General features: G+C 66.7%; 19 protein-coding genes. 11 read left to right on the forward strand and 8 right to left on the reverse strand.

The window, feature by feature from the left end; all coding sequences use genetic code 11:
• Positions 1 to 16: 16 nt before the first annotated feature.
• Complete coding sequence (locus ABIC17_RS07090; RefSeq protein WP_354280392.1) at positions 17 to 823, reverse strand: M15 family metallopeptidase; 807 nt, start codon at positions 821 to 823, stop codon at positions 17 to 19.
• Between the two features lie 71 nt (positions 824 to 894).
• On the opposite strand from ABIC17_RS07090, the gene ABIC17_RS07095 reads away from it, so the two are divergent.
• Positions 895 to 1,569: an RluA family pseudouridine synthase gene (locus ABIC17_RS07095; RefSeq protein WP_354280394.1), complete on the forward strand. Its 675-nt coding sequence runs from the start codon at positions 895 to 897 to the stop codon at positions 1,567 to 1,569.
• A gap of 199 nt (positions 1,570 to 1,768) precedes the next feature.
• Here the strand turns inward: ABIC17_RS07095 and arfB are convergent, their stop codons facing one another.
• Positions 1,769 to 2,191 (reverse strand): alternative ribosome rescue aminoacyl-tRNA hydrolase ArfB, encoded by a 423-nt coding sequence (gene arfB / locus ABIC17_RS07100; protein WP_131528881.1) that lies wholly within the window; start codon positions 2,189 to 2,191, stop codon positions 1,769 to 1,771.
• A 129-nt stretch (positions 2,192 to 2,320) separates the two neighbouring features.
• Between arfB and msrC the strand changes: the two genes are divergently transcribed.
• Together msrC and ABIC17_RS07110 are read left to right on the forward strand one after the other, a co-directional pair.
• Positions 2,321 to 2,806 carry a free L-methionine (R)-S-oxide reductase MsrC gene (gene msrC, locus ABIC17_RS07105; RefSeq protein WP_131529871.1) on the forward strand — a complete coding sequence of 162 codons (486 nt, stop codon included), beginning with the start codon at positions 2,321 to 2,323 and terminating at the stop codon, positions 2,804 to 2,806.
• Between the two features lie 65 nt (positions 2,807 to 2,871).
• Positions 2,872 to 3,279 carry a hypothetical protein gene (locus tag ABIC17_RS07110; protein ID WP_354280396.1) on the forward strand — a complete coding sequence of 136 codons (408 nt, stop codon included), beginning with the start codon at positions 2,872 to 2,874 and terminating at the stop codon, positions 3,277 to 3,279.
• Positions 3,280 to 3,657: 378 nt separating this feature from the next.
• On the opposite strand, the gene ABIC17_RS07115 is transcribed toward ABIC17_RS07110, so the two are convergent.
• Positions 3,658 to 4,971 carry a M20/M25/M40 family metallo-hydrolase gene (locus tag ABIC17_RS07115; protein WP_354280398.1) on the reverse strand — a complete coding sequence of 438 codons (1,314 nt, stop codon included), beginning with the start codon at positions 4,969 to 4,971 and terminating at the stop codon, positions 3,658 to 3,660.
• A gap of 152 nt (positions 4,972 to 5,123) precedes the next feature.
• Between ABIC17_RS07115 and ABIC17_RS07120 the strand changes: the two genes are divergently transcribed.
• A complete protein-coding gene (locus ABIC17_RS07120; RefSeq protein ID WP_354280400.1) occupies positions 5,124 to 6,533 on the forward strand; it encodes a dihydrolipoyl dehydrogenase in 1,410 nt (469 codons plus the stop codon).
• Between the two features lie 27 nt (positions 6,534 to 6,560).
• Complete coding sequence (locus tag ABIC17_RS07125; protein ID WP_354280402.1) at positions 6,561 to 7,181, forward strand: glutathione S-transferase family protein; 621 nt, start codon at positions 6,561 to 6,563, stop codon at positions 7,179 to 7,181.
• A gap of 145 nt (positions 7,182 to 7,326) precedes the next feature.
• Here the strand turns inward: ABIC17_RS07125 and ABIC17_RS07130 are convergent, their stop codons facing one another.
• A complete protein-coding gene (locus ABIC17_RS07130) occupies positions 7,327 to 7,782 on the reverse strand; it encodes a universal stress protein (protein WP_010163162.1) in 456 nt (151 codons plus the stop codon).
• A 128-nt stretch (positions 7,783 to 7,910) separates the two neighbouring features.
• On the opposite strand from ABIC17_RS07130, the gene ABIC17_RS07135 reads away from it, so the two are divergent.
• From ABIC17_RS07135 to ABIC17_RS07160, 6 genes are all read left to right on the forward strand, one after another.
• Positions 7,911 to 9,275, forward strand: a complete 1,365-nt coding sequence (locus tag ABIC17_RS07135) for a pyruvate dehydrogenase complex dihydrolipoamide acetyltransferase (RefSeq protein WP_354280404.1) — start codon at positions 7,911 to 7,913, stop codon at positions 9,273 to 9,275.
• 1 nt (position 9,276) lies between these two features.
• The gene (locus ABIC17_RS07140) at positions 9,277 to 9,498 is read left to right on the forward strand and encodes a hypothetical protein (RefSeq protein WP_354280406.1); all 222 of its coding nucleotides are present in this window, start codon (positions 9,277 to 9,279) and stop codon (positions 9,496 to 9,498) included.
• Positions 9,491 to 9,889 (forward strand): acyl-CoA thioesterase, encoded by a 399-nt coding sequence (locus tag ABIC17_RS07145; protein ID WP_354280408.1) that lies wholly within the window; start codon positions 9,491 to 9,493, stop codon positions 9,887 to 9,889. The genes ABIC17_RS07140 and ABIC17_RS07145 overlap by 8 nt, the downstream gene beginning before the upstream one ends.
• A complete protein-coding gene (lpdA, locus tag ABIC17_RS07150; RefSeq protein WP_354280409.1) occupies positions 9,882 to 11,276 on the forward strand; it encodes a dihydrolipoyl dehydrogenase in 1,395 nt (464 codons plus the stop codon). The genes ABIC17_RS07145 and lpdA overlap by 8 nt, the downstream gene beginning before the upstream one ends.
• 1 nt (position 11,277) lies before the next feature.
• Complete coding sequence (locus ABIC17_RS07155) at positions 11,278 to 12,693, forward strand: hypothetical protein (RefSeq protein WP_354280411.1); 1,416 nt, start codon at positions 11,278 to 11,280, stop codon at positions 12,691 to 12,693.
• Between the two features lie 136 nt (positions 12,694 to 12,829).
• Positions 12,830 to 13,165, forward strand: a complete 336-nt coding sequence (locus ABIC17_RS07160; protein WP_354280412.1) for a phasin family protein — start codon at positions 12,830 to 12,832, stop codon at positions 13,163 to 13,165.
• Between the two features lie 65 nt (positions 13,166 to 13,230).
• On the opposite strand, the gene ABIC17_RS07165 is transcribed toward ABIC17_RS07160, so the two are convergent.
• The 4 genes from ABIC17_RS07165 to ABIC17_RS07180 form a co-directional block, all read right to left on the reverse strand.
• Positions 13,231 to 13,755 (reverse strand): GNAT family N-acetyltransferase, encoded by a 525-nt coding sequence (locus ABIC17_RS07165; RefSeq protein ID WP_354280414.1) that lies wholly within the window; start codon positions 13,753 to 13,755, stop codon positions 13,231 to 13,233.
• Between the two features lie 90 nt (positions 13,756 to 13,845).
• A complete protein-coding gene (locus ABIC17_RS07170; RefSeq protein ID WP_354280415.1) occupies positions 13,846 to 15,435 on the reverse strand; it encodes an efflux transporter outer membrane subunit in 1,590 nt (529 codons plus the stop codon).
• Positions 15,432 to 18,647 carry an efflux RND transporter permease subunit gene (locus ABIC17_RS07175; RefSeq protein WP_354280417.1) on the reverse strand — a complete coding sequence of 1,072 codons (3,216 nt, stop codon included), beginning with the start codon at positions 18,645 to 18,647 and terminating at the stop codon, positions 15,432 to 15,434. Before ABIC17_RS07175 ends, ABIC17_RS07170 begins: the two co-directional genes overlap by 4 nt.
• 6 nt (positions 18,648 to 18,653) lie before the next feature.
• Entirely contained in the window at positions 18,654 to 19,856 is a 1,203-nt protein-coding gene (locus tag ABIC17_RS07180; RefSeq protein WP_354280419.1) for an efflux RND transporter periplasmic adaptor subunit, read from the reverse strand.
• Positions 19,857 to 19,877 lie beyond the last annotated feature (21 nt).

Consider the following 19,877-nt stretch of genomic DNA (forward strand, 5'->3'; position numbering starts at 1 on the left):
CTTTCGCAGGGAAACACTATCGACGGCGGACCCTTGCTCGACTGATGTCGGGCAGGGGCACGGCGGCGTGGGCGAGCCTGCCGACCGGCACCGGCACGACCGCCGCATTGGCCGCCCGGACGTCGCGCGCGGCGGGGCGGGCGGGAAACGTACTGCGTGCCCGCGCGAACAACGATCGCGCGGCGGCGGCTCCCGGGACATCCGGCCCGGTTCCGACCCAGCGCCAGTGCCAGGGCTCCCACGTCACCCCTTGTGCGTTGCCCGCAGGAAACGACAGTTCGAAGCCGTAGTCCGACGCATGCGCGAGCAGCCATTGCCCCGCGGGGGTTGAGGCGAAACAGTAATTGACGTCGGGACACGCACGCGTCGGGCGGAGGCCGAAGTCGATCGCATAGCCCGTGGCATGTTCGCTATAGCCCGGCGGCGCGACCGAGCGGGCCCGGTCGATCGCGTCGACGCACGCCGCGTGATGCGCGCCGTGACAGAAAACCGCGGTCTGGTGCGCGATGCTGCGATGGCAGGAAATGCCGCGCAGGGTGTTGCCAACGCCGGGGGTATCGGCGGCGGCGGTGCGCAGCCGCTCCAGATCGGGCAGCACCGCGCGGTTGAGGCGACAGGTCGCGCCGACCGAGAACCCCGCCGGAACCGCGACCAATTCTCCTGTCGGAACATCGCCGTACGGCAAATGCCCGAGCATTCGGCCATCCGCCGCCGCGACCAGCACGGCGGGTTCGGGCGCGCGCGGAGCCGCACTTGCGGAGGGCGGGACGACAACCGGCGCGAGCGCCGCTGCGGCGATCACCGCCGACTTGAATTTCCGCAAAACACGTCTTCTCGCTGCCCGGTGCCGCGGCGGCACTGGCATGACGGGGCTTGCGGTGGCAAGAGGCGCGCATGCTGGTAAATCATGTACTCTTCCTCGACGGCGAGGCGCTCGTCATCGACAAGCCCGCCGGGCTCCCGGTCGACCGTCCCCGCGACGGTTCGCTGAGCCTCGAAAACCACCTCGACGGGCTGACCTTCGGGTTCAAGCGCTGGCCGGTCCCGGTCCACCGGCTTGACCGCGATACGTCGGGCTGCCTGCTGCTGTCGCGCAACCCCAAGGCGCACGCCAAGCTGCAACAGGCGTTCGAGCAGGGGCTGGTGCGCAAGCGCTATCTCGCGGTGCTCGACGGCGTGATTGGCGACGGGGTCGAGGGGGCCAGCGGGCTGATCGATCTGGCGCTGGCCAAGGTCAGCACGGTCGAGGACGGCTGGCGCATGGTCGGTGATCCGCAGGGGGCGAAGGGCAGCAAGCCGTCGCGCACGGCATGGCGGCTATTGTCTGTGAAGGACGGTCGCAGCTTCGTTGAGTTCATTCCAGAAACCGGTCGTACGCATCAGATCCGCGTGCATGCGCTGGAAGGGCTCGGCGCGCCGGTCGTGGGCGATCCGGTCTATGGCAAGGGCGGGGGGCAGACCTTGCTCCACGCCGCCGAACTGACGATCCCGCGCGCGGGCAAGGAGCCGATCGTGGCGAAGGCGCCGCTCCCCGAGCGGTTCCTGGCGGCGGGGTTTAGCGAGGGCTGATTGGCGCGGACTGTTTTGCCCGCCCCCCGTTCGTCCTGAGGTGCTGCTGAGCAAATTCGAAGCGGCGTATCGAAGGACGGGTGGCGCGCGGAACGGTGCTTCGATACGCGCCCTCGATACGCCCCAAGGGGGCTACTCGGTCGCTACTCAGCACGAACGGGTAAAGAGGGTTTTGGGCAGTCGAGGGCCACGCGACCCGTCAATCCGTCACCCGACCGCGCAGCGACTTGACCGTGCCGCGCTTGGTCTTTCCCTCCATCCGCCGGGTCTTGGCGGCCTTGGACGGCTTGGTCGGGCGGCGGCGCTTGGGGACGATCGTGGCTTCGCGGATCATGTCGAGCAGCCGCTCGCGCACTTCCTGACGGTTGAGCAACTGTGACCGCGCGCCTTCGCTGCGCAGCACCAGCACGCCCTCGCGCGTCAGTCGCGATCCCGCGAGCACCGCGAGCCGGTTCTTGACCGCATCGGGCAGCGTCGGACACGCGCCGACGTCGAAGCGAAGCAGCACCGCGCTGTCGGTGGTGTTGACGTGCTGCCCGCCGGGGCCGCCCGCGCGGGTGAACGATTCCTGCAATTCTTCGCTGTCGATGCTGATCGAGCGGGTGACGGGGATGGCGACCATGGGGTGCTCCTAATCCAAAGGCGCGGGCGGGTCGATTGGCAGTCGTGCGAGGACAGGGAGGTTGTTCCGCGCGTCGCGCTTTGCCAAGAGCGGACGCGCGCGCAGGCCAGCCGCGCGACGGAGAAGACGATGTACGAATTTGCGGTGTCCGCGGACTCCAAGGCCGAACTCTATCGCGACCTGCACGCCGCGCTCGACGCGCTGACCGATGGCGAGCACGATGCGATCGCCAACATGGCGAATGCAGCGGCGCTGATTGCGCAATATCTCCCCGATCTCAACTGGTCGGGCTTCTACCGGATGGTCGCGGGCGAGCTCGTCGTCGGGCCGTTCCTCGGCAAGCCCGCGTGCATCCGCATCGCGGTCGGCGACGGGGTGTGCGGGGCGGCGGCGAAGACGCTGGAGACGCAGCTGGTCGAGGACGTCCACGCCTTCCCGGGGCATATCGCGTGCGACGCGGCGAGCCGGTCCGAACTGGTCGTGCCGATCGTGCATGAGGGCCGGTTGATCGGCGTGCTCGATCTCGACAGCCCGAGCGCGGCGCGGTTCGACGCGCAGGATGCCGCCGGGTGCGAGGCGCTGATGGCGTTGCTCGCGCCGCGGATCGCGGGCTGACAGGCACGGGGGTTTACCGAAGTTTCACGTTCCTCCGGCACGCAGGCGTTGCTGGGAGTGATGTGATGGTACGTCTGGGTGTTTTGGCGGTGACGATGGCGGCGCTGTTCGGCGCGACCGCGGGCGAGGCGCAACGGACGCGTGCGCCGGCACCGCAACAGGATGCGGCACCGCCGGTGTATGTGGATGCGGGCGAGATCGTGCGGGATGCGGCCGACCGCGCCGAGCGGAATGGCGGCTATGGTTCAGTGGACGATCCGCCGGTGGTCGTGATGCCGCTGGTCGTCTCGCGCGGTGGCGTGACCAGTTATGCGACCAACGGGGCGTATCTCGGCGGGGCTGCGCGGCGGTATGAGGCCGGGGGGAGCAGCGTTGTGACGGTACAGAGCGGCGCGTCTTATGGCTCTCCGGAAGCGGTGGCCGCACCGCGGTATCGCAAGCGGGTGCGGGCGCGGCGGCGGTCGCGATCGTAGTTTGACCGCGGCAGGCCTGCCCATCCATCCCTACTCCTTTACGCTTCCCCGGCGAAGGCCGGGGCCCAGTCGCGAAGGTCGCCGCAACGGAGCGCTGCCGCCGCGATAACCGGCCCTCGACTGGGCCCCGGCCTTCGCCGGGGAAGGGGTAAGGGTTGGGCGGGAGGCGATTACCTGGTGGGCGTCGCGCTACCAGAGTTTGCCGTATCCCACATACGTGCGCTTCCCCGGCGAAGGCCGGGGCCCAGTAGTGAAGGTCGCAGAAGCGAAGCGCGGCCGCCGCCATGAACCGCCCTCTACTGGGCCCCGGCCTTCGCCGGGGAAGCGAACGTAGTTGGGGAAGCGATCACCCCGTGGGCGTGGCGCTACCGGGCAGCCTCAGCGTTTGCGCGGTTCTGGCCCGGCGAACGTCACCAGACTCTCCGCGCCATCCGCGCCGACTGCGCCGACGCCGACGAACGTGTCGTCGACGATCACGTCCTTCAGTACAGCGGTAACCGCGGGTGCCGCCACCTCGACCGTTTTCTGCCAGTCCTGCACGTCGTTGCGGCGGTAATGCACGCGGTAGCGCACCGCGCCTGCGACCGGCTCCCACTTGACCGTCGTATCCGTCGCGAGCGCGCCCGCGATCGTGACGCCGGTCGGCGCGGCGGGGGCGGCGGCGATGCGGCGGATTGTCGCGACGTTGATCGCGGTGACTTTCGCGAGATAGGGGAAGTCCATCTTGTCGACGGTGTCGCCGTAGACGACGCCATTCTCGGTACGCAGGTCCTGATGTTGCTGCGTATAATTCTCGGCGGCGACCGAGAAGCGCACCGCGGGATAGCCGAGTTTGAGGAACGGCTCATGATCGCCGCCGCGCCCGAACCGATCCGGGCGGCGGTCGAGCATCACGTCGAGCCCGCCGGGGATTCCTTGCGCGACGCCGTCAATCGCCTTTGCGAGACTCCGCGAGGGGCCGTCGTCCTCGCCGCCATTGCCACGCCGCGCGATCTGCGCGGGGAGATCCTCCGACGCGCGGATGCCTTCCGAGAAGACGCGCACCCGATCGGCGACGCGCACGCCGTTCTGGCCGACCGTATTGCCGACGATGTCGTTGTTGAGCATTGCCGAGACGGTCCAGCCGCGCTGCTTCGCGGTGTCGGCGAGCAGCGTCGCGCCGAGCAACCCCTGTTCCTCGCCGGTGAACACCGCGTAGACGATCGTCGCGCGGAATTTCTCCTTCGACAACAGGCGTGCCGCCTCGAGCACCAGCGCCACGCCCGACGCGTCGTCGTTCGCGCCGGGGGCATCCTTGGTGATGTCCATCACGTCGGTGACGCGGCTGTCGATATGCGCGCCGACGATAACGACACGCTTGGGGTCGAGCCCCTGCTGGAAGCCGAGCACGTCGACGATGTTGGCCCCGTTGGGCGCGCGCGGGTTGGTGACGGTCTGCGCGATGTTGGCGACGGTGATGCAGCCGTTGCAGCCATCCGCGATGCGGGTGAGTTCGCCGCCTGCCCATTTGCGCGCCGCACCGATCCCGCGGACGGGATCGTCGGCGGAGGAGAGCGTGTGGCGCGTCCCGAAGCTGACGAGCTTTTCGACGCTGGCCTTGAGGCGGGCCGGGTCGGGGGCTTGCGGGGTGGCATTCTGGGCGAAGGCGGGGGTGGCGAGGATCGCCAGGGCGAGGAGGGGAAGGGTGCGCATTACGGTATGGTGACGGGGAAGCGGCCGTGCATCAAGGGCTTGTGTCGGCAAGATGTGACGCGCGACCAGCGACGCCATTATTCCGAAGGAGCCCGGCCCCATCCGGCGCGCCCGGCGTTGTGCAGGTCGCAATGGCTTTTCAAGGACATCCGATGGCAGACACCGAAACAGCCGACCTGACGTGCGACGTCGCCGTGATCGGCGCGGGGACCGCGGGGTTGGCCGCGGAGCGCGTTGCGCGCGCAGAGGGCGCGCGGACGCTGCTGATCGACGAAGGCTTTGTCGGGACGACCTGCGCGACCGTCGGGTGCATGCCATCCAAGCTGCTGGTGACGGCCGGAATTGCGGCGAAATCGGTCCGGCGTGCGTCGGTGTTCGGGATTGACGCAACCCCGGAGATCGACGGCGCGCGCGTGATGGCGCGGGTGCGGCGCGAGCGGGATCACTTTGTTGCGGCGACCAAGACGGGCTTTGATGATCTGCCCGAGGGTGTCGCGGTGCAAAGCCGGGCGCGGTTCAGCGGCGTTTCCACGCTGACCCTGGACGACGGGCGAACCGTGTCCGCGCGTGCGGTGGTGATCGCGACGGGATCGCGGCCGATCGTGCCCGAGCCGTTTCGCGCCTTGGGGGATCTGATCGATACCAATGAGACGATCTTCGAACGCGAGACACTGCCCGGATCGCTGGGCGTGGTCGGCGGCGGCGCACTCGGGCTCGAGCTTGCGCAGGCCTTTGCGAGCCTCGGCGTTACCGTGGCGGTGTTCGAGAGCGGGGAGCGCATCGGCGGGGTCAAGGACCCGGTGGTGCACGACGAACTGCTGCGGATCCTGCGGACGAGCATGACGGTGCATCTTGGCGTCGAGGCGTCGCCTGAGGCGGCAGAGGGAGGCGTCGTGCTCAGCTGGGATGGCGGTCGCGAGCGGTTCGACCGAGTGCTAGTGTCGACCGGGCGTGCGCCGACGCTCAACGGGCTGGGACTCGATCAGACGGGGCTGTCGCTTGATGATCACGGGGTGCCGTGCTTCGACAAGACCACGCTCCAGTGCGGCGATGCGCCGGTGTTCATCGCCGGAGACGCGGATGCGGATCGGCCGGTGCTCCACGAGGCGTCGAACGAGGGAACCATCGCCGGTCGCAACGCCGCGCGCTTCCCGAATGTCGTGCCGGTCGAGCGCGATCTGCCGTTTACGATCACCTTTACTGACCCGCCGGTCGCGGCACTGGGTGCGCCAGCCGACGAGGACAGCGTGATCGGCTGTGCGCCCTATGACGATCAGGGGCGTGCTCGCGTCATGGCGCAGGCCGAGGGCATGGTGCGAATCTTTGCGAGCAAGCCCGACGGGAAGCTGACGGGGGCCGCGATGATCGGTCCGGGAATGGATCACATCGCGCATCTGCTCGCGCTGGCGATCATGCGCGGGGAGACCGCGACGAGCTTGCTGGAATTGCCTTTCTATCACCCGACGCTGGAGGAAGGGCTCAAGCCTGGGCTCCGCGCGATCTGTCACGAGGTCCACGCGCCGGTGTCGCCGCGCGATCAGGGCGTGCCACCCGGCGCCTGATTTTCCCCTTCTTGAAGGAATTTACCAATGCTGACTCTCCACCATCTCGCCTATTCCCGTTCGCAGCGCATTCTATGGTTGATCGAGGAGCTGGGGCTTCCGGTCGATCTCATCCGGTACGAGCGCACGGCGGAATTCCGGGCACCGCCCGAGCTCAAGGCGGTCCATCCGCTCGGCAAGTCGCCGGTCATCATGGACGACGACCTGATGCTCGCGGAATCGGCGACGATCCTGCGCCATATCGACGGTCGCTATGGCCAGAACCGCTTTTCCCCGGAAGCCCGGACGACGGAACACGCGCTGCACGAGGAGTGGCTCGATTTCGTCGAGAGCACCGCGGCAGGTCCCGTGGTGACGGTGCTGCTGGCCAAGCGCGGGGGCGATCAGGCCACCGTCGACCGTACGTTGCCAATGGTGCAAACCACGCTCGGCTACATCGCGGACGGTTTGGGCGACAAGCCGTTCCTGATGGGGGAGCGCCCGATGCTGGCGGATATCCAGATGAGCTATTTTCTGGCGATGGCGCGGATGGCGAAGCTGCTCGACGAATATCCGACGCTCATTGCCTATCTCGATCGGCTTGAGGCGCAGCCGGGCTTCCTGCGAGCGCAGGCGCGGGGCGGACCGATGATGCCGGAGACGTTCTGACGGCCTCGGCGGTATAGCGAAACCTCTGCGAAGACAGGGTGCCAGGAGCCAAGCGGACTGTAAGAAGTTGTTGCTTGGCTTTGGGTTCCTGCCTTCGAAAGTGAATGCCGAGCGAGCGCGCAAAACGGGCTATGCGGCGGCCCGATTAGCTCAGTCGATCGATCGCTTCGCGGTCCAGCGAGCCCGGCACGATCATCAGTGGGATCGGCAGTCCGCCCGCATCCTGCCCCGCAAAATGCGCGACCAGCGGCCCCGGCGCGCCCGAGGCTGCGGTCGCCAGCACGAGGGCCGCAATGTCCGGGTTGGCCGCGATCATTTCGCGGATCACCTTCGGCCCTTCGCCCTGACGGACGGTAATCGAGGGGCGGAGGCCCGATTCCTGGATCAGCGTGCCCGCCGCGCCGGTCACCAATGCCTCGGCGTGATCGCGCGCTTCGTCCTCGATCGTCGCCTGGACGCCGCCGAACGGCGTGAATTCGGTAGGGGGCACCAACGCCAGGATTTCCACCCCGCCCCCGGTCTTGACCGCGCGCCGGGCGGCGAAGCGCAGCGCGATGCTGCTTTCAGGTGTTTCGTCGATCACCACCAGATAAATGCGCATTTTCGCCGGCTCTCCCCTGCCGATAAGTGGGGCTAACTGCCGCATGACGCAAGCGTCGGTCTTGACCGGGCGGTGATCGGGCGCGAAGGACTGCGACCATAGGATTCGGTCAAAACAAGGACGTGTCGATGCCGGTCGAGATCAAAATGCCTGCGCTTTCCCCGACGATGGAGGAGGGTACGCTGGCCAAGTGGCTGGTCAAGGAGGGCGATGTCGTCAAATCGGGTGACCTGATGGCCGAAATCGAGACCGACAAGGCGACGATGGAATTCGAAGCGGTCGACGAAGGCACGATCGGGAAGATCCTGGTTGCCGAGGGCACCGATAATGTGAAGGTCGGCACGGTCATCGCGACGCTGCTCGAAGACGGCGAGAGCGCGGGCGACACCACGCCCGAGCCTGCGGCGAAGGAATCCGAGCCCAAGCCGTCGGCGGAAGATCCCAACAAGACCGGCAGCGAAGCCAAGCCCATCGAGCGCACGACCGAGCAGGCCGAGGATCACGGCAACCCCGAGGGCGGTGCTGCACCGAAGTCGGCCGCGCCTGCGCCGACCCTAGCACCGCGCCAGGATGGCGAGCGCGTCAAGGCGAGCCCGCTCGCGCGCCGTATCGCCGCCGAGAAGAGCATCGACCTCGCGGCGTTGCAGGGTTCCGGCCCGAACGGTCGGATCGTTCGTGCGGATCTGGACAATGCCAAGGCCGGTGCGACCAAGGCCGCCGCGCCCGCGTCGAGCGAAGCTGCCGCTGCACCTGCGCCGAGTGCTGCGCCTGCGCCCGCTGCCAAGCCCGCCGCGATCCCGGACATTCCGCACACCGCCGAGAAGCTCAGCAACGTGCGCAAGACGATCGCGCGGCGCCTGACCGAGTCGAAGCAGACCGTTCCGCATATCTACCTGACGGTCGATATCCGGCTCGACGCGCTGCTCAAGCTGCGCGGCGACATGAACAAGGGCCTCGAGAGCCGCCGCGTGAAGCTGTCGGTCAACGACCTGCTGATCAAGGCGCTCGCCGCCAGCCTGATGCAGGTGCCCAAGTGCAACGTCATGTTCACGCCCGACCAGCTGATCAGCTTCGAGCGTGCGGATATCTCGGTTGCAGTGTCGACGCCGTCGGGTCTCATCACGCCGATCGTCTCGCACGCCGACACCAAGGGCGTCGCCGCGATCTCGACCCAGATGAAGGACCTGGCCGCGCGGGCCCGCGACAACAAGCTGAAGCCCGAGGAATATCAGGGCGGTACGGCGTCGCTCAGCAACATGGGTATGTACGGGATCAAGCAGTTCGAGGCGGTCATCAACCCGCCGCAGGGCATGATCATGGCGATCGGCGCGGGCGAGAAGCGTCCGTATATCGTCGACGACCAGCTCGGCGTCGCCACCGTGATGTCGGCGACGGGCAGCTTCGATCACCGCGCGATCGACGGTGCGGATGGCGCGCAGTTGATGCAGGCGTTCAAGGCGCTGGTCGAGTCGCCGCTGGGGATGCTGGCCTGAGATGATGTGGCGCACCCTGATCGAGGCGCTGTGGGTCGTGGCGGGGCTGATCGGCGCGGTGGTGTTCGCATCGCTCGCGACCTGGTCGGTCCCTCCGGCCCGTGATTCGATCTGGGCGGTCGCTTATGTCTCGATGATCGTGCTGGTGCTGATGGGAATCCGTCCGATCCGTCTGGCGGTTGCCCGGGATCGGGCGGCGCGGGACCCGTCGCGGCATGGCTGAGGCTCCCCCCAGCTCTGCCCCTGCGATCCGCGCGACCGCGATGGCGTGCGATGCCAACCCGTATGGCAAGATCTTCGTGGGCTGGCTGATGGGGCAGATGGCGCTGGCCGCCGGGTCGGTCGCGTCACGCCGTTGCGGCGGGCGCGCGCCGGTCGTCGCAGCGGACGGGTTCAGCTTCACCGCCCCCGTCGCGATCGGTGACGAAGTCAGTTTCCACGCCGAGATAACCGCCACCGGGCGCACCTCGATGACGGTCGCGGTTGCCGTGTGGCGGCGCGACCGGCACGGCGAACATACCGAGCGCGCCGCGAGCGGGCGTTTTACCCTGGTTTCGATGGGCGCGGACGATCGTCCGCAACCCTTGCAAGAAGAAGGATCCTCCCTTGGCTGATACGTTCGATCTCGTCATCCTCGGCTCCGGCCCCGGCGGCTATGTCGCCGCGATCCGCGCGGCGCAGCTTGGCCTCAAGACCGCGATCATCGAGCGCGAGCGCTTGGGCGGCATTTGCCTCAACTGGGGCTGCATCCCGACCAAGGCGCTGCTGCGCACGTCCGAAATCTATCACTACATGCAGAACGCCGAGAGCTACGGCCTCAGCGCGGACAACGTCAGCTTCGACCTGAACAAGGTGGTCGAGCGCAGCCGCAAGGTCGCGGGCCAGCTCAACGCGGGCGTCAAAGGCCTGATGAAGAAGAACAAGATCCAGGTGTTCGAGGGCGTCGGCGCGCTGACGGGGAAGGGCAAGCTGACGGTCAAGCAAGGCGACAAGACGACCGAGCTCGAAGCCAAGCACATCATCGTCGCGACTGGTGCGCGCGCGCGCGACCTGCCGTTCGCCAAGGCGGATGGCGAGCGGATCTGGACCTATCGTCACGCGATGGTCCCGCCCGCAATGCCGACCAAGCTGCTGGTCATCGGATCGGGCGCGATTGGTGTGGAATTCGCGAGCTTCTACAACGACATGGGCGCGGACGTTACGATCGTCGAGATGCTGCCGCGGATCCTGCCGGTCGAGGACGAGGAAGTCTCCGCGTTCATGGACAAGGCATTGACCAAGCAGGGGATCAAGCTGCTGGTCGGGACCGGGCTCGAGGGCATCGAGACCTTGGCCAAGGGCGTCACCGCCAAGATCAAGGGCAAGGACGGGACGGTTACCTCGGAAGAGTATAGCCACGTCATCGTCGCGATCGGGATCGTGCCGAACACCGAGAACATCGGGATCGAGACGCTAGGGATCGAGACCGAGCGCGGGCATATCAAGGTCGATGGCTATGCACGCACCAATGTCGAGGGGATCTACGCGATCGGCGACGTGACGGGCGCACCGTGGCTCGCGCACAAGGCGAGCCATGAGGGCATCGTCTGCGTGGAGGCGATCGCGGGGTTGAAGCCGCATCCGTTCGAGAAGTGGAATATCCCGGGCTGCACCTATTCGCGCCCACAGGTTGCCAGCGTCGGCTTCACCGAGGCGAAGGCCAAGGAGGCCGGATACGAGCTGAAGGTCGGAAAATTCCCGTTCATCGGCAACGGCAAGGCGATCGCGCTCGGCGAGGCCGAGGGTTTCGTCAAGACGGTGTTCGACGCCAAGACCGGCGAGCTGCTGGGGGCGCACATGGTCGGCGCGGAAGTGACCGAGCTGATCCAGGGCTATGTCGTCGCACGTCAGCTCGAGACGACCGAGGCCGAACTGATGGAGACGGTGTTCGCGCATCCGACGCTCAGCGAAATGATGCACGAGAGCGTGCTCGGTGCCTACGGTCGGGCGATCCACTTTTGATATGATCGCCGACCGGTACCGCCCCGCGTTCCTGGCCGGGGCGGCGCTGGTGCTGTGCGTGGCGGCGCTTGGCCTGTTTTGGCCGGGCGTCGCACTCTACGATACCGTCGCGCAATATCGCCAGGTCGTGTCGGGGCAGTTCGACGACTGGCATCCCCCGATCATGGCGCGGTTGTGGCGGGTTATTCACGGGGCGTTCGGCGGGGCCGCCGCGCCGATGCTCGTCCTGCAGATGGCGCTGTACTGGGGCGGTCTGGGGCTGCTCGCATCTGCGCTGGCGCGGACCGGCAAGACGGGGTGCGGCGTCGCGGTGCTCGGGATCGGCGCTATGCCGCTGTTCCTTGGCTGGCAGGGAACTGTGCTCAAGGACGCGCAGATGCTCGGCGCCATGCTCGCGGCGGTCGGCGTGGTCGGCTGGTGGCGATTGCGCGCATTGCGCGTTCCCGGTTGGGCGTGGCTGCTCGTCGCGATGTTGCTGGGGTACGCAACGCTGGTGCGCGCGAATGCGGTGTTTGCGACGGTTGCGCTGATCGTGATGCTGGTCGGGCCCCGCAACTGGTGGGCGCGGGGTGTCGTCGCTCTGGTTGGCGTGGGCGCGGTGCTCGCGGTTTCGCCGTGGATCAATCATGGTCTGCTCGGTGCGAGCAGCAGCGGGGTCGAACAAACCGAGGCGATCTACGATCTGTCGGCGATCGCGGTGCGCGCACCCGGGGTCCCGACCGGATTGTCCGCAGCGGCGGTCCGCACGATTGCGGCACGGCATTGCGTCAAACCCTATTTCTGGGACCCGCTCGGTGAGCCTTCGCGCTGCGCCGCGGAGGTCGAGCCGTTGCACGCCTATCCGACCGGGACATTGTACCGGATGCTGGCGGCGGCGATCGTTCGCGCGCCGGGGGCGTATCTCGCGCACCGGCTGGCACATTGGAACTCGACCGAGCGGTGGCTTGTCGGGGCAGGGGGGCCGGGTGCGCTTCCGCCGGTCACCAGCGAAGCGAACGCACTGGGGCTGGAAAGCCCCGCGCCGCTTGCGCGGCAATGGCGGCAGTTGGAGCAGATCACCGTCGACACGCCGCTCGGCTGGCCGATCGCGTTCCTGTCGGTCGCGGTCGTCAGTCTGGTGGTGGCGATGCGACGGCGCGCGGGGGCGGCGCGGGACCTGGCTTTGGCGCTGCTGGTGTCGGCGGTGTTGCTCGAAGCGAGCTTCCTCGTGCTGAGCATCGCGTCCGACTTGCGCTATCATTTGTGGTCGATGGTCGCGACGGCGCTTGCGGTCGTCCTGCTGGTGGCGGACCAGACGCCGACGCGGCGCGAATGGCTGGCGGGTGGCGTCGCGCTGATGGTGATCACCGCGAGCGGGACGATTGCCCGAAACGTTCTGCCTCCGGCACCGGCCAGCTATGCCGCGCAACTGTTGTAACGCGACGAAAAACCGTTTCGCGCGTTAGGGTTAAGGGCGATCTGTCGGGCATACCGACGGCGCCTTTTCATCATACCGACGGTTTTCGTCGGCACCGGCCGTTCGGACAGCGGTATCCAAGGAGAGGACCCAAGGCATGAGCGACAATATGCGAGACGCTTTCAACGAGAAGGTCGTCGATCCCGCCAAGAAGGCCGGCGAAGCACTCCGCGACGCTGGCGGCAAGATGGCTGAGAACGGATCGACCGTCAGCCTCAAGATGCTGGACCAGGCCGAAACCAACACCCGCGAAGCGTTCAATGCGATGCGTGCGGCGGCGGCGGCGAAGGATCTGTCCGAGGTGATGAAGATCCAGGGCGACTTCATCCGCGACCAAAGCACCCGCAACATGACCCAGGCCCGCGAGATCGGCGAGTTGATCATGCAGTTCGGGCGCGACACCGTGGGCATGGTGCGCGGCAACAAGGGCTGAGGAAGCGGACATCGGGATCCAGGGTGGACGGGTCCGTCCGTTACCCTGGTACCCTGCAGGTCCGATCAGTCGTTTTCGAGTGGGCTACTGTCACGCGTGATATCTGCGCTGAGCACAGCGAGGTCGTGGAAGACGCCTTCTCGGTCACGGACATGATCACGTAGCAAGGCTTCCGCCCGAAACCCGAGGCTTTCGAACAGCATGACCGACCCGATCTGGTCCGGCGTCATGTTGGCGATCAGCTTGGTCAGGCCGCGATCGCGCGCGATGACATAGATCCCCTCGAGCAGGTCGCGACCAACGCCAGCGCCACGCCGTGTCGGGGTGACGAGCAGGCGGACTTCACCAACGTGTGCGCTCCATCCAAGCGGGTCGCAGACCAGCGCGGCGGTGCCGACCAGTGTGCCCTCCTCTTCTGCGACGAGGCCATCGATATAGCCTTGAGTCATCGCCTCGACCCAGGCGGCAACGACGCGCGGATGTTTGAGATCCCGCCCGAGGAACAGCAGGTCATGTTCCGGTAATTGCTCGGCAAAGGCGATCATCGCGGGTTGGTCGGCGGCAGTAAAACGGCGGATGCGGTGGCTCATATCGGTCGTATCCCAGCCGATCCACCGAGTGGCCAGTACCGCCCGGTCACTATCGCCCCGGCGCAATCCTTACAGCAGCAGCCTGTAAAGTCACCTTATCGTTGGCGTGACACCGCTGGTCGCCTGTTCTGCAACGGGACGCGACCCGTTTGCGGTCGGGTCGAGCAGCGAGTCGCCACCCAGTACGCGGTACAGGGTGACGAGATTGGTCGCGCCGGTCAGCCGGGTCGTCACCAGCGTCCGTTGTGCCGAATATAGCGACCGTTGTGCATCGAGACTCTGCAGGAACGTGTCGATTCCGCCACGATAGCGCGCATCCGACAGCCGGTAATTGTCGGTTGCTGCCGCCGAAAGCGCGACTTGCGCGGCCAGTTGCCGGTCGATCGTGCCGCGCCGGGCAAGACCGTCGGCGACTTCGCTGAACGCGGTCTGGATCGCCTTCTCATAGGTCGCGAGGGCCGCGTCACGCTGCGCGCGCGTCTGCGCCACGCCGGCACGCGCGGCACCGGCCTGGAAGATCGAATAGTTTGCGCTCGGCGACACCGAATAGTTGAACGCGCCCCCGGTAAACAGGCTCGACAGTGACGTGCTGGCAAGGCCGGCGAGCGCGGTCAGCGAGATGCGCGGGAACAAGGCGGCACGCGCCGCCCCGATCTCGGCATTGGTCGCGCGCAGTTCATATTCCGCTTCGAGCACGTCGGGGCGGCGCAACAGGATCGTCGAGTTGAGCCCGGCGGGCAGCTCGGCGATGGTGGGGGCGACTTCCTCGATCGACTTGGGGAGGAGCGCGGGATCGACCGGCGCGCCGACGAGCAGTTGGAGTGCGTTGACGTCCTGCGCGACCAGCGTCGTCTGTGTCGCAAGATCCGACTGCGCGGTCTGGAGCACGATCAGCGCCTGCGCCAGATCGGTGCGTGGCGCGATCCCGCCGTCGAGCCGCATCTTGGTGAGGCTGACGCTGCGCTGTGCACTGGCGGCGGTCTCCTGCGCGATCCGTAGCAGGCTCTGGTCCGACGCGTAGGTCAGCCAGGCGGTGGCGATGTCGCCGACCAGCGTCAGCCGGGTCGCGCGTGCGGTCGCTTCGGTCGCGAAGTAGCGGTTCTGCGCTGCGGTGGTGAGCGACCGGATCCGGCCGAACAGATCGACCTCGAACGCGGTGATGCCGACGTTGACCGAGAAGCTGCTGCGCGCGCCGCTGCCCGTGGTGAGGTTGGTGCCGGTGTTGCCGGTCCCGGTTCCCGTCCCGCCCGTCGTCGGATCGATCGTGCCGGTGCCGGTGCCGGTGCCGGTGCCCGTTCCCGTTCCGGTACCCGTCCCGGTATTGGTAATGACGCCGCCCGACCCATTGTCACGCCGCTGAAAGTTCGCGGTGGTGCCGATTTCGGGGAAGAGTTCGGCGCGCTGGATGCGATATTGCGCGCGGGCGGATTCGATGTTCGCCGCCGCGACGCGCAGATCGCGATTGTTGGCCAGCGCCTGCGCAATGATCGACTGCAACCGCGGGTCGCGGAAGATGTCGCGGTAGGTGACGCTGGGCAGCGTCGCTTCGCTCTGGCGGAGATAGGCGTCGCCGGTCGGCCAGCTTGGCGGGACCGGCAGTTCGGGCTGCACGTACTTCGGTGCCATCGAGCAAGCGGAGACCGCGGCAAGCGATACGCCCAACAGGATTTTGCGGATCATGCGGTTGCCTCCGGGCGGTTCGACGCATTGGGGGCGGGCGGACCGTATGGCTCCGCAGTCGTCTCGTCGGGCTTGTCGTGGTGGAAGTGCTTGAGCACGTCGCGCGTGCCGCGTCGGATCAGGACGAAGAACAACGGAATGTAGAAGATCGCGAGGATCGTCGCGGTCAGCATCCCGCCGATCACCGCAGTACCGATCGCGATGCGGCTGTTGGCACCCGCGCCGGTCGAGATCGCGAGCGGAAGCACGCCGAAGATGAACGCGAAGCTGGTCATCAGAATCGGGCGCAGTCGGATCCGCGCGGCTTCGAGCGCCGCCTCGATCACGCGCTTGCCCGATTTCTCCGACTGTTCGGCGAATTCGATCATCAGGATCGCGTTCTTGGCGGCAAGACCCATCGTCGTGAGCAGCCCGATCTGCAGATACACGTCATTCTGCAGCCCGCGCAGCGTTACCGCGAACACCGCACCGATCAGACCGAGCGGAATGATCAACAGCACCGCGACCGGGATCGACCAGCTTTCATACAGGGCGGCAAGGCACAGGAACACGACCAGCAGCGAGATCGCGTACAGGTAGGGTGCCTGACCCGACGACAGCCGCTCCTGATAGGACAGGCCGGCCCAGGCGACGCTGGTCCCCGGGTATTTGGCCGCAAGCTCGGTCATCCGGTCCATTGCCTGGCCGGAGCTTTGCCCGGGGGCGGCCTGGCCCGAGATTTCGTAGGACGAAATGCCCGAGAAGCGCGCAAGCGACGGCGGAGCCTTGCTCCACGAGATGGTCGAGAAGGCGGAGAAGGGAGCCATCGTACCGGTGGTGCCGCGGACGAACCACTTCGACAGATCGTCGGGCGACGACCGATACTGCGCATCGCCCTGCACATAGACGCGCTTGACGCGGCCACGATCGTTGAAGTCGTTAACGTAGGAACCGCCCCATGCGGTCGACAGGGTCGAGTTCACGTTCGCCTGGGTCAGGCCGAGCGTGCTGAGCTTCTGCGAGTCCAGTTCCACCTTGAGTGTCGGCTGATCCTCGAGGTCGGTCGGCCGGATCGCCGCCAGCGTCGCATCCCCACGCGCCGCGGCGAGCAGGCCATCGCGTGCCGCCTTGAACTGTTCGCGGGTCAGGCCGCCCGAATTCTGCAACTCCATCGTGAAGCCGTTGGACTGGCCAAGACCGCGCACCGCCGACGGGACGGTCGCGTAGAATTCGACGTCGCGCAGCCCGCTCAGCGCCTTGGTAGCCCGTGAGGTGATGGCGTCGGCACCATTCTCGACGCCCTTGCGATCCGCCCAGTCCTTGAGCGCGATGAACCCGCGGCCGGCGTTCGACCCGCCGCTACCGCCACCGCCGCCCGCGACGGTCAGATAGCCCTCGACGTTGGCGCCTTCCTGCTCCTTGAAATACTTTTCGATCTGCAACTGCGCGACGCGCGTCTGGTTGAGCGTCGCACCGGGGGCGAGGTTGTACTGGATCTGCGCGATCCCCTGGTCCTCGGTCGGCAGGAAGCCGGTCGGCAACCGGACGAACAGCAGCACGAGGACCGCCATCGTGCCAGCGTAGATCAACAGGAACAGCCATTTCCGGTTGATCACCTTCTCGACCATATGGCCGTAGCGATCGACGGTGCGGTCGAACCCGTTGTTGAACCAGTCCTTGGCGCGCTGCGACTTGCGCCCGAACCAGCTGTCGGACGTGTGCTCGCTTTTCCGCTTGAGCAGCGTCGCGGTGAGTGCGGGGGTCAGGATCAGCGCCACCACGACCGACAGCACCATCGCCGAGACGATCGTGATCGAGAACTGGCGGTAGATGACGCCGGTCGACCCACCGAAGAACGCCATCGGCAGGAACACCGCCGACAGCACGAGCGCGATCGCAATCAGCGCGACGGTGATCTCGTTCATCGATTGGATCGTCGCGTCGCGCGGCGACATCTCGGGGTTTTCCTCGAGCAGACGCTCGACGTTCTCGACCACGACGATCGCATCGTCGACCAGCAGGCCGATCGCGAGCACCAGCCCGAACAATGTCAGCGTGTTGATCGAGAAGCCCGCCAAAGCGAACACGCCGAAGGTGCCGAGCAAAACGACGGGGACCGCGATCGTCGGGATCAACGTCGCGCGCCAGTTTTGCAGGAAGACGAACATGACGATGACGACGAGGATGATCGCCTCGAACAGCGTCTTTTCGACTTCCTCGACCGACAGCTTGATGAACGCGGTCGAATCCTGCGGGAAGCTGTAGGCGTAACCATTCGGAAACGCCTTGGACGAGCGTTCGATCTCGGCCTTGACCAGTTCGGCGGTGCCCAGCGCGTCCGCGCCGGGTGCCAGACTGACCGCGATGCCCGCGCCGGGATGGCCGTTGACGCGGCTGGTGACGGCGTAGCTTTCCGCGCCAAGCTCGATCCGCCCGACATCCGAAAGCCGGACGGTGGATCCGTCGGTCTGCGTCTTGAGGACGATATTGCGGAACTGTTCAGGGGTCGACAGGCGCGACTGCGACGTGACGGTGGCGTTGAGGACCTGTTCGGGGGTGTTGGGGACGCCACCGATCTCGCCCGCCGCGACTTCGGCGTTCTGCGCCTGGATCGCGGTGGTCACGTCGGCGGGAATCAGGCTGAAACTGGCGAGCCGGTTGGGATCGAGCCAGATTCGCATCGCATATTGCGCGCCGAACACGTTGATGTCGCCGACGCCCTTGATGCGGCCGATCGTGTCCTGAAGGTTGGAGACGAGATAGTCCGACACGTCCTGGTTGGTCGTCTTGTCGGTCGTATCGTAGATCGCGGCGATCAGCAGGAAGTCCGGGTTGGACTTGGTCACGGTCAGGCCCTGTTGCTGGACCTGTTGTGGCAGGCGCGAGATCGCCTGCTGGACTTTGTTCTGGACCTGCACCTGCGCGATGTCGGGGTCGGTGCCCTTGGAGAAGGTCGCCGCGATCGTCACCTGCCCGCGCGACGACGAGCTGGTCGTGAAATACAGTAGCCCGTCGATCCCGGTCAGCTGTTGCTCGATCACCTGCGCGACCGAATTCTCCAGCGTCTGCGCATTTGCGCCCGGGTAGGTGGCGCGGATGTTGACCTGCGGCGGCGCGATGTCGGGGAACTGTTCGACCGGGAGCGTGTAGATCGCCCCGATCCCGCCCAGCATGATGATGATCGCGATGACCCAGGCGAAGATCGGCCGGTCGATGAAGATGCGCGAGAGCATGTCGCGTCAGTTCTTTTTCTGGTCGGCGGCGGTGTCTTTGCCCGGTTTGCGGATCTGTTGCGGCGCGTTGGCGGGGACCGGACGAACCTGTTGATCGGGTTTCACCTTGCCGACGCCTTGCGTGATAATCTTGTCGCCAGGCTTTAGCCCGCTGGTCACGACCCAGTTGGTGCCGACGGTACGCGTGGCGGTGATGTTGCGCTGGATCGCCTTGTTGCCGGGGCCGACGAGGAAGACGGTCGCATTGCCCTTGGCATCACGCGACACCGATTGCTGCGGGACGAGGAACGCATTGTTGTCGATCGCCTGCGCGAAGCGGGCGCGAACGAACATGCCGGGCAACAGCAAGCCCTGCGGATTGGGGAAGCGCGCGCGGAGCGTAACCGTGCCGGTGGTCGCGTCGACCATCGCTTCGGAGAATTGCACGTCGCCGACCTGGCCGTAGTCGCTGCCGTCCTCGAGGGTCAGGCGCACGTCCGCGCGGCCCGCCGCGGACGAGCCTCCGCCGGCCAGTGCGCGGCGCAGGCGCAACAGGTCTGCGCTTGCCTGCTGGATATCGACGAAGATCGGGTCGAGCCGCTGGATGACGGTCAGCGGATCGGTCTGGCTGGAGGTGACGAGCGCGCCCTCGGTGTAGAGCGATCGACCGATCTTGCCGGTGATCGGCGCGGGTACGGTGGTGAACTTGAGGTTGATTTGCGCGGTCTCAAGCGCGGCGCGGGTCTGCTGGACCGAGGCGGCGGCCTGCCGTGCTAGACCCTGCGCGTCGGTGTAATCCTGTGCGGCGACCGCCTGCATGTCAGCGAGCGGCTTGTAGCGGTCCGCCTTTGCCTTGGTCGCGGTCGCGTTGGCGGCGGCGCTGGCGAGGTTCGCCGCGGCCTGGTTGGCGGATGCCCGGTACAGGCGCGGGTCGATCTGGTAGAGCGCCTGGCCCTTCTTGACGATCGTCCCTTCGGTGAACAGCCGCTTGGTGATCAGCCCGGTCACCTGCGGGCGGACTTCCGCCATCTGATAGGCGGAGGTTCGCGCGGCGAGTTCGGTCACCGATGGAACGCTGGATGTCTGGATCTCGATATAGCCGACTTCGGGCGGGCCCTTTGGTCCGCCGCGGCCACCCTTCGTTTCGGTCTTTTGTGCACATCCGCCGATGGCCAGCGCCACCATGCCAAGCGCGCCGACCACGCCCACGGGAAAAGACCGCAATTTCATTCGAGCCGCTGCTCCGCAGGG

The sequence above is a fragment of the Sphingomonas sp. PvP056 genome, from assembly GCF_040549155.1.
Classification (GTDB): domain Bacteria; phylum Pseudomonadota; class Alphaproteobacteria; order Sphingomonadales; family Sphingomonadaceae; genus Sphingomonas.

Excerpts from the sequence above, each read along its gene's own strand:
- ABIC17_RS07145 (WP_354280408.1), top strand. The coding sequence starts at position 9,491 with ATGGCTGAGGCTCCCCCCAGCTCTGCCCCTGCGATCCGCGCGACCGCG.
- ABIC17_RS07110 (WP_354280396.1), top strand. The coding sequence starts at position 2,872 with ATGGTACGTCTGGGTGTTTTGGCGGTGACGATGGCGGCGCTGTTCGGC.
- ABIC17_RS07140 (WP_354280406.1), top strand. The coding sequence starts at position 9,277 with ATGATGTGGCGCACCCTGATCGAGGCGCTGTGGGTCGTGGCGGGGCTG.
- arfB (WP_131528881.1), bottom strand. The coding sequence starts at position 2,191 with ATGGTCGCCATCCCCGTCACCCGCTCGATCAGCATCGACAGCGAAGAA.
- ABIC17_RS07130 (WP_010163162.1), bottom strand. The coding sequence starts at position 7,782 with ATGCGCATTTATCTGGTGGTGATCGACGAAACACCTGAAAGCAGCATC.
- ABIC17_RS07160 (WP_354280412.1), top strand. The coding sequence starts at position 12,830 with ATGAGCGACAATATGCGAGACGCTTTCAACGAGAAGGTCGTCGATCCC.
- ABIC17_RS07125 (WP_354280402.1), top strand. The coding sequence starts at position 6,561 with ATGCTGACTCTCCACCATCTCGCCTATTCCCGTTCGCAGCGCATTCTA.
- ABIC17_RS07120 (WP_354280400.1), top strand. The coding sequence starts at position 5,124 with ATGGCAGACACCGAAACAGCCGACCTGACGTGCGACGTCGCCGTGATC.
- ABIC17_RS07175 (WP_354280417.1), bottom strand. The coding sequence starts at position 18,647 with ATGCTCTCGCGCATCTTCATCGACCGGCCGATCTTCGCCTGGGTCATC.
- ABIC17_RS07155 (WP_354280411.1), top strand. The coding sequence starts at position 11,278 with ATGATCGCCGACCGGTACCGCCCCGCGTTCCTGGCCGGGGCGGCGCTG.
- ABIC17_RS07170 (WP_354280415.1), bottom strand. The coding sequence starts at position 15,435 with ATGATCCGCAAAATCCTGTTGGGCGTATCGCTTGCCGCGGTCTCCGCT.
- ABIC17_RS07095 (WP_354280394.1), top strand. The coding sequence starts at position 895 with ATGCTGGTAAATCATGTACTCTTCCTCGACGGCGAGGCGCTCGTCATC.
- ABIC17_RS07165 (WP_354280414.1), bottom strand. The coding sequence starts at position 13,755 with ATGAGCCACCGCATCCGCCGTTTTACTGCCGCCGACCAACCCGCGATG.
- ABIC17_RS07115 (WP_354280398.1), bottom strand. The coding sequence starts at position 4,971 with ATGCGCACCCTTCCCCTCCTCGCCCTGGCGATCCTCGCCACCCCCGCC.
- ABIC17_RS07135 (WP_354280404.1), top strand. The coding sequence starts at position 7,911 with ATGCCGGTCGAGATCAAAATGCCTGCGCTTTCCCCGACGATGGAGGAG.
- ABIC17_RS07180 (WP_354280419.1), bottom strand. The coding sequence starts at position 19,856 with ATGAAATTGCGGTCTTTTCCCGTGGGCGTGGTCGGCGCGCTTGGCATG.
- msrC (WP_131529871.1), top strand. The coding sequence starts at position 2,321 with ATGTACGAATTTGCGGTGTCCGCGGACTCCAAGGCCGAACTCTATCGC.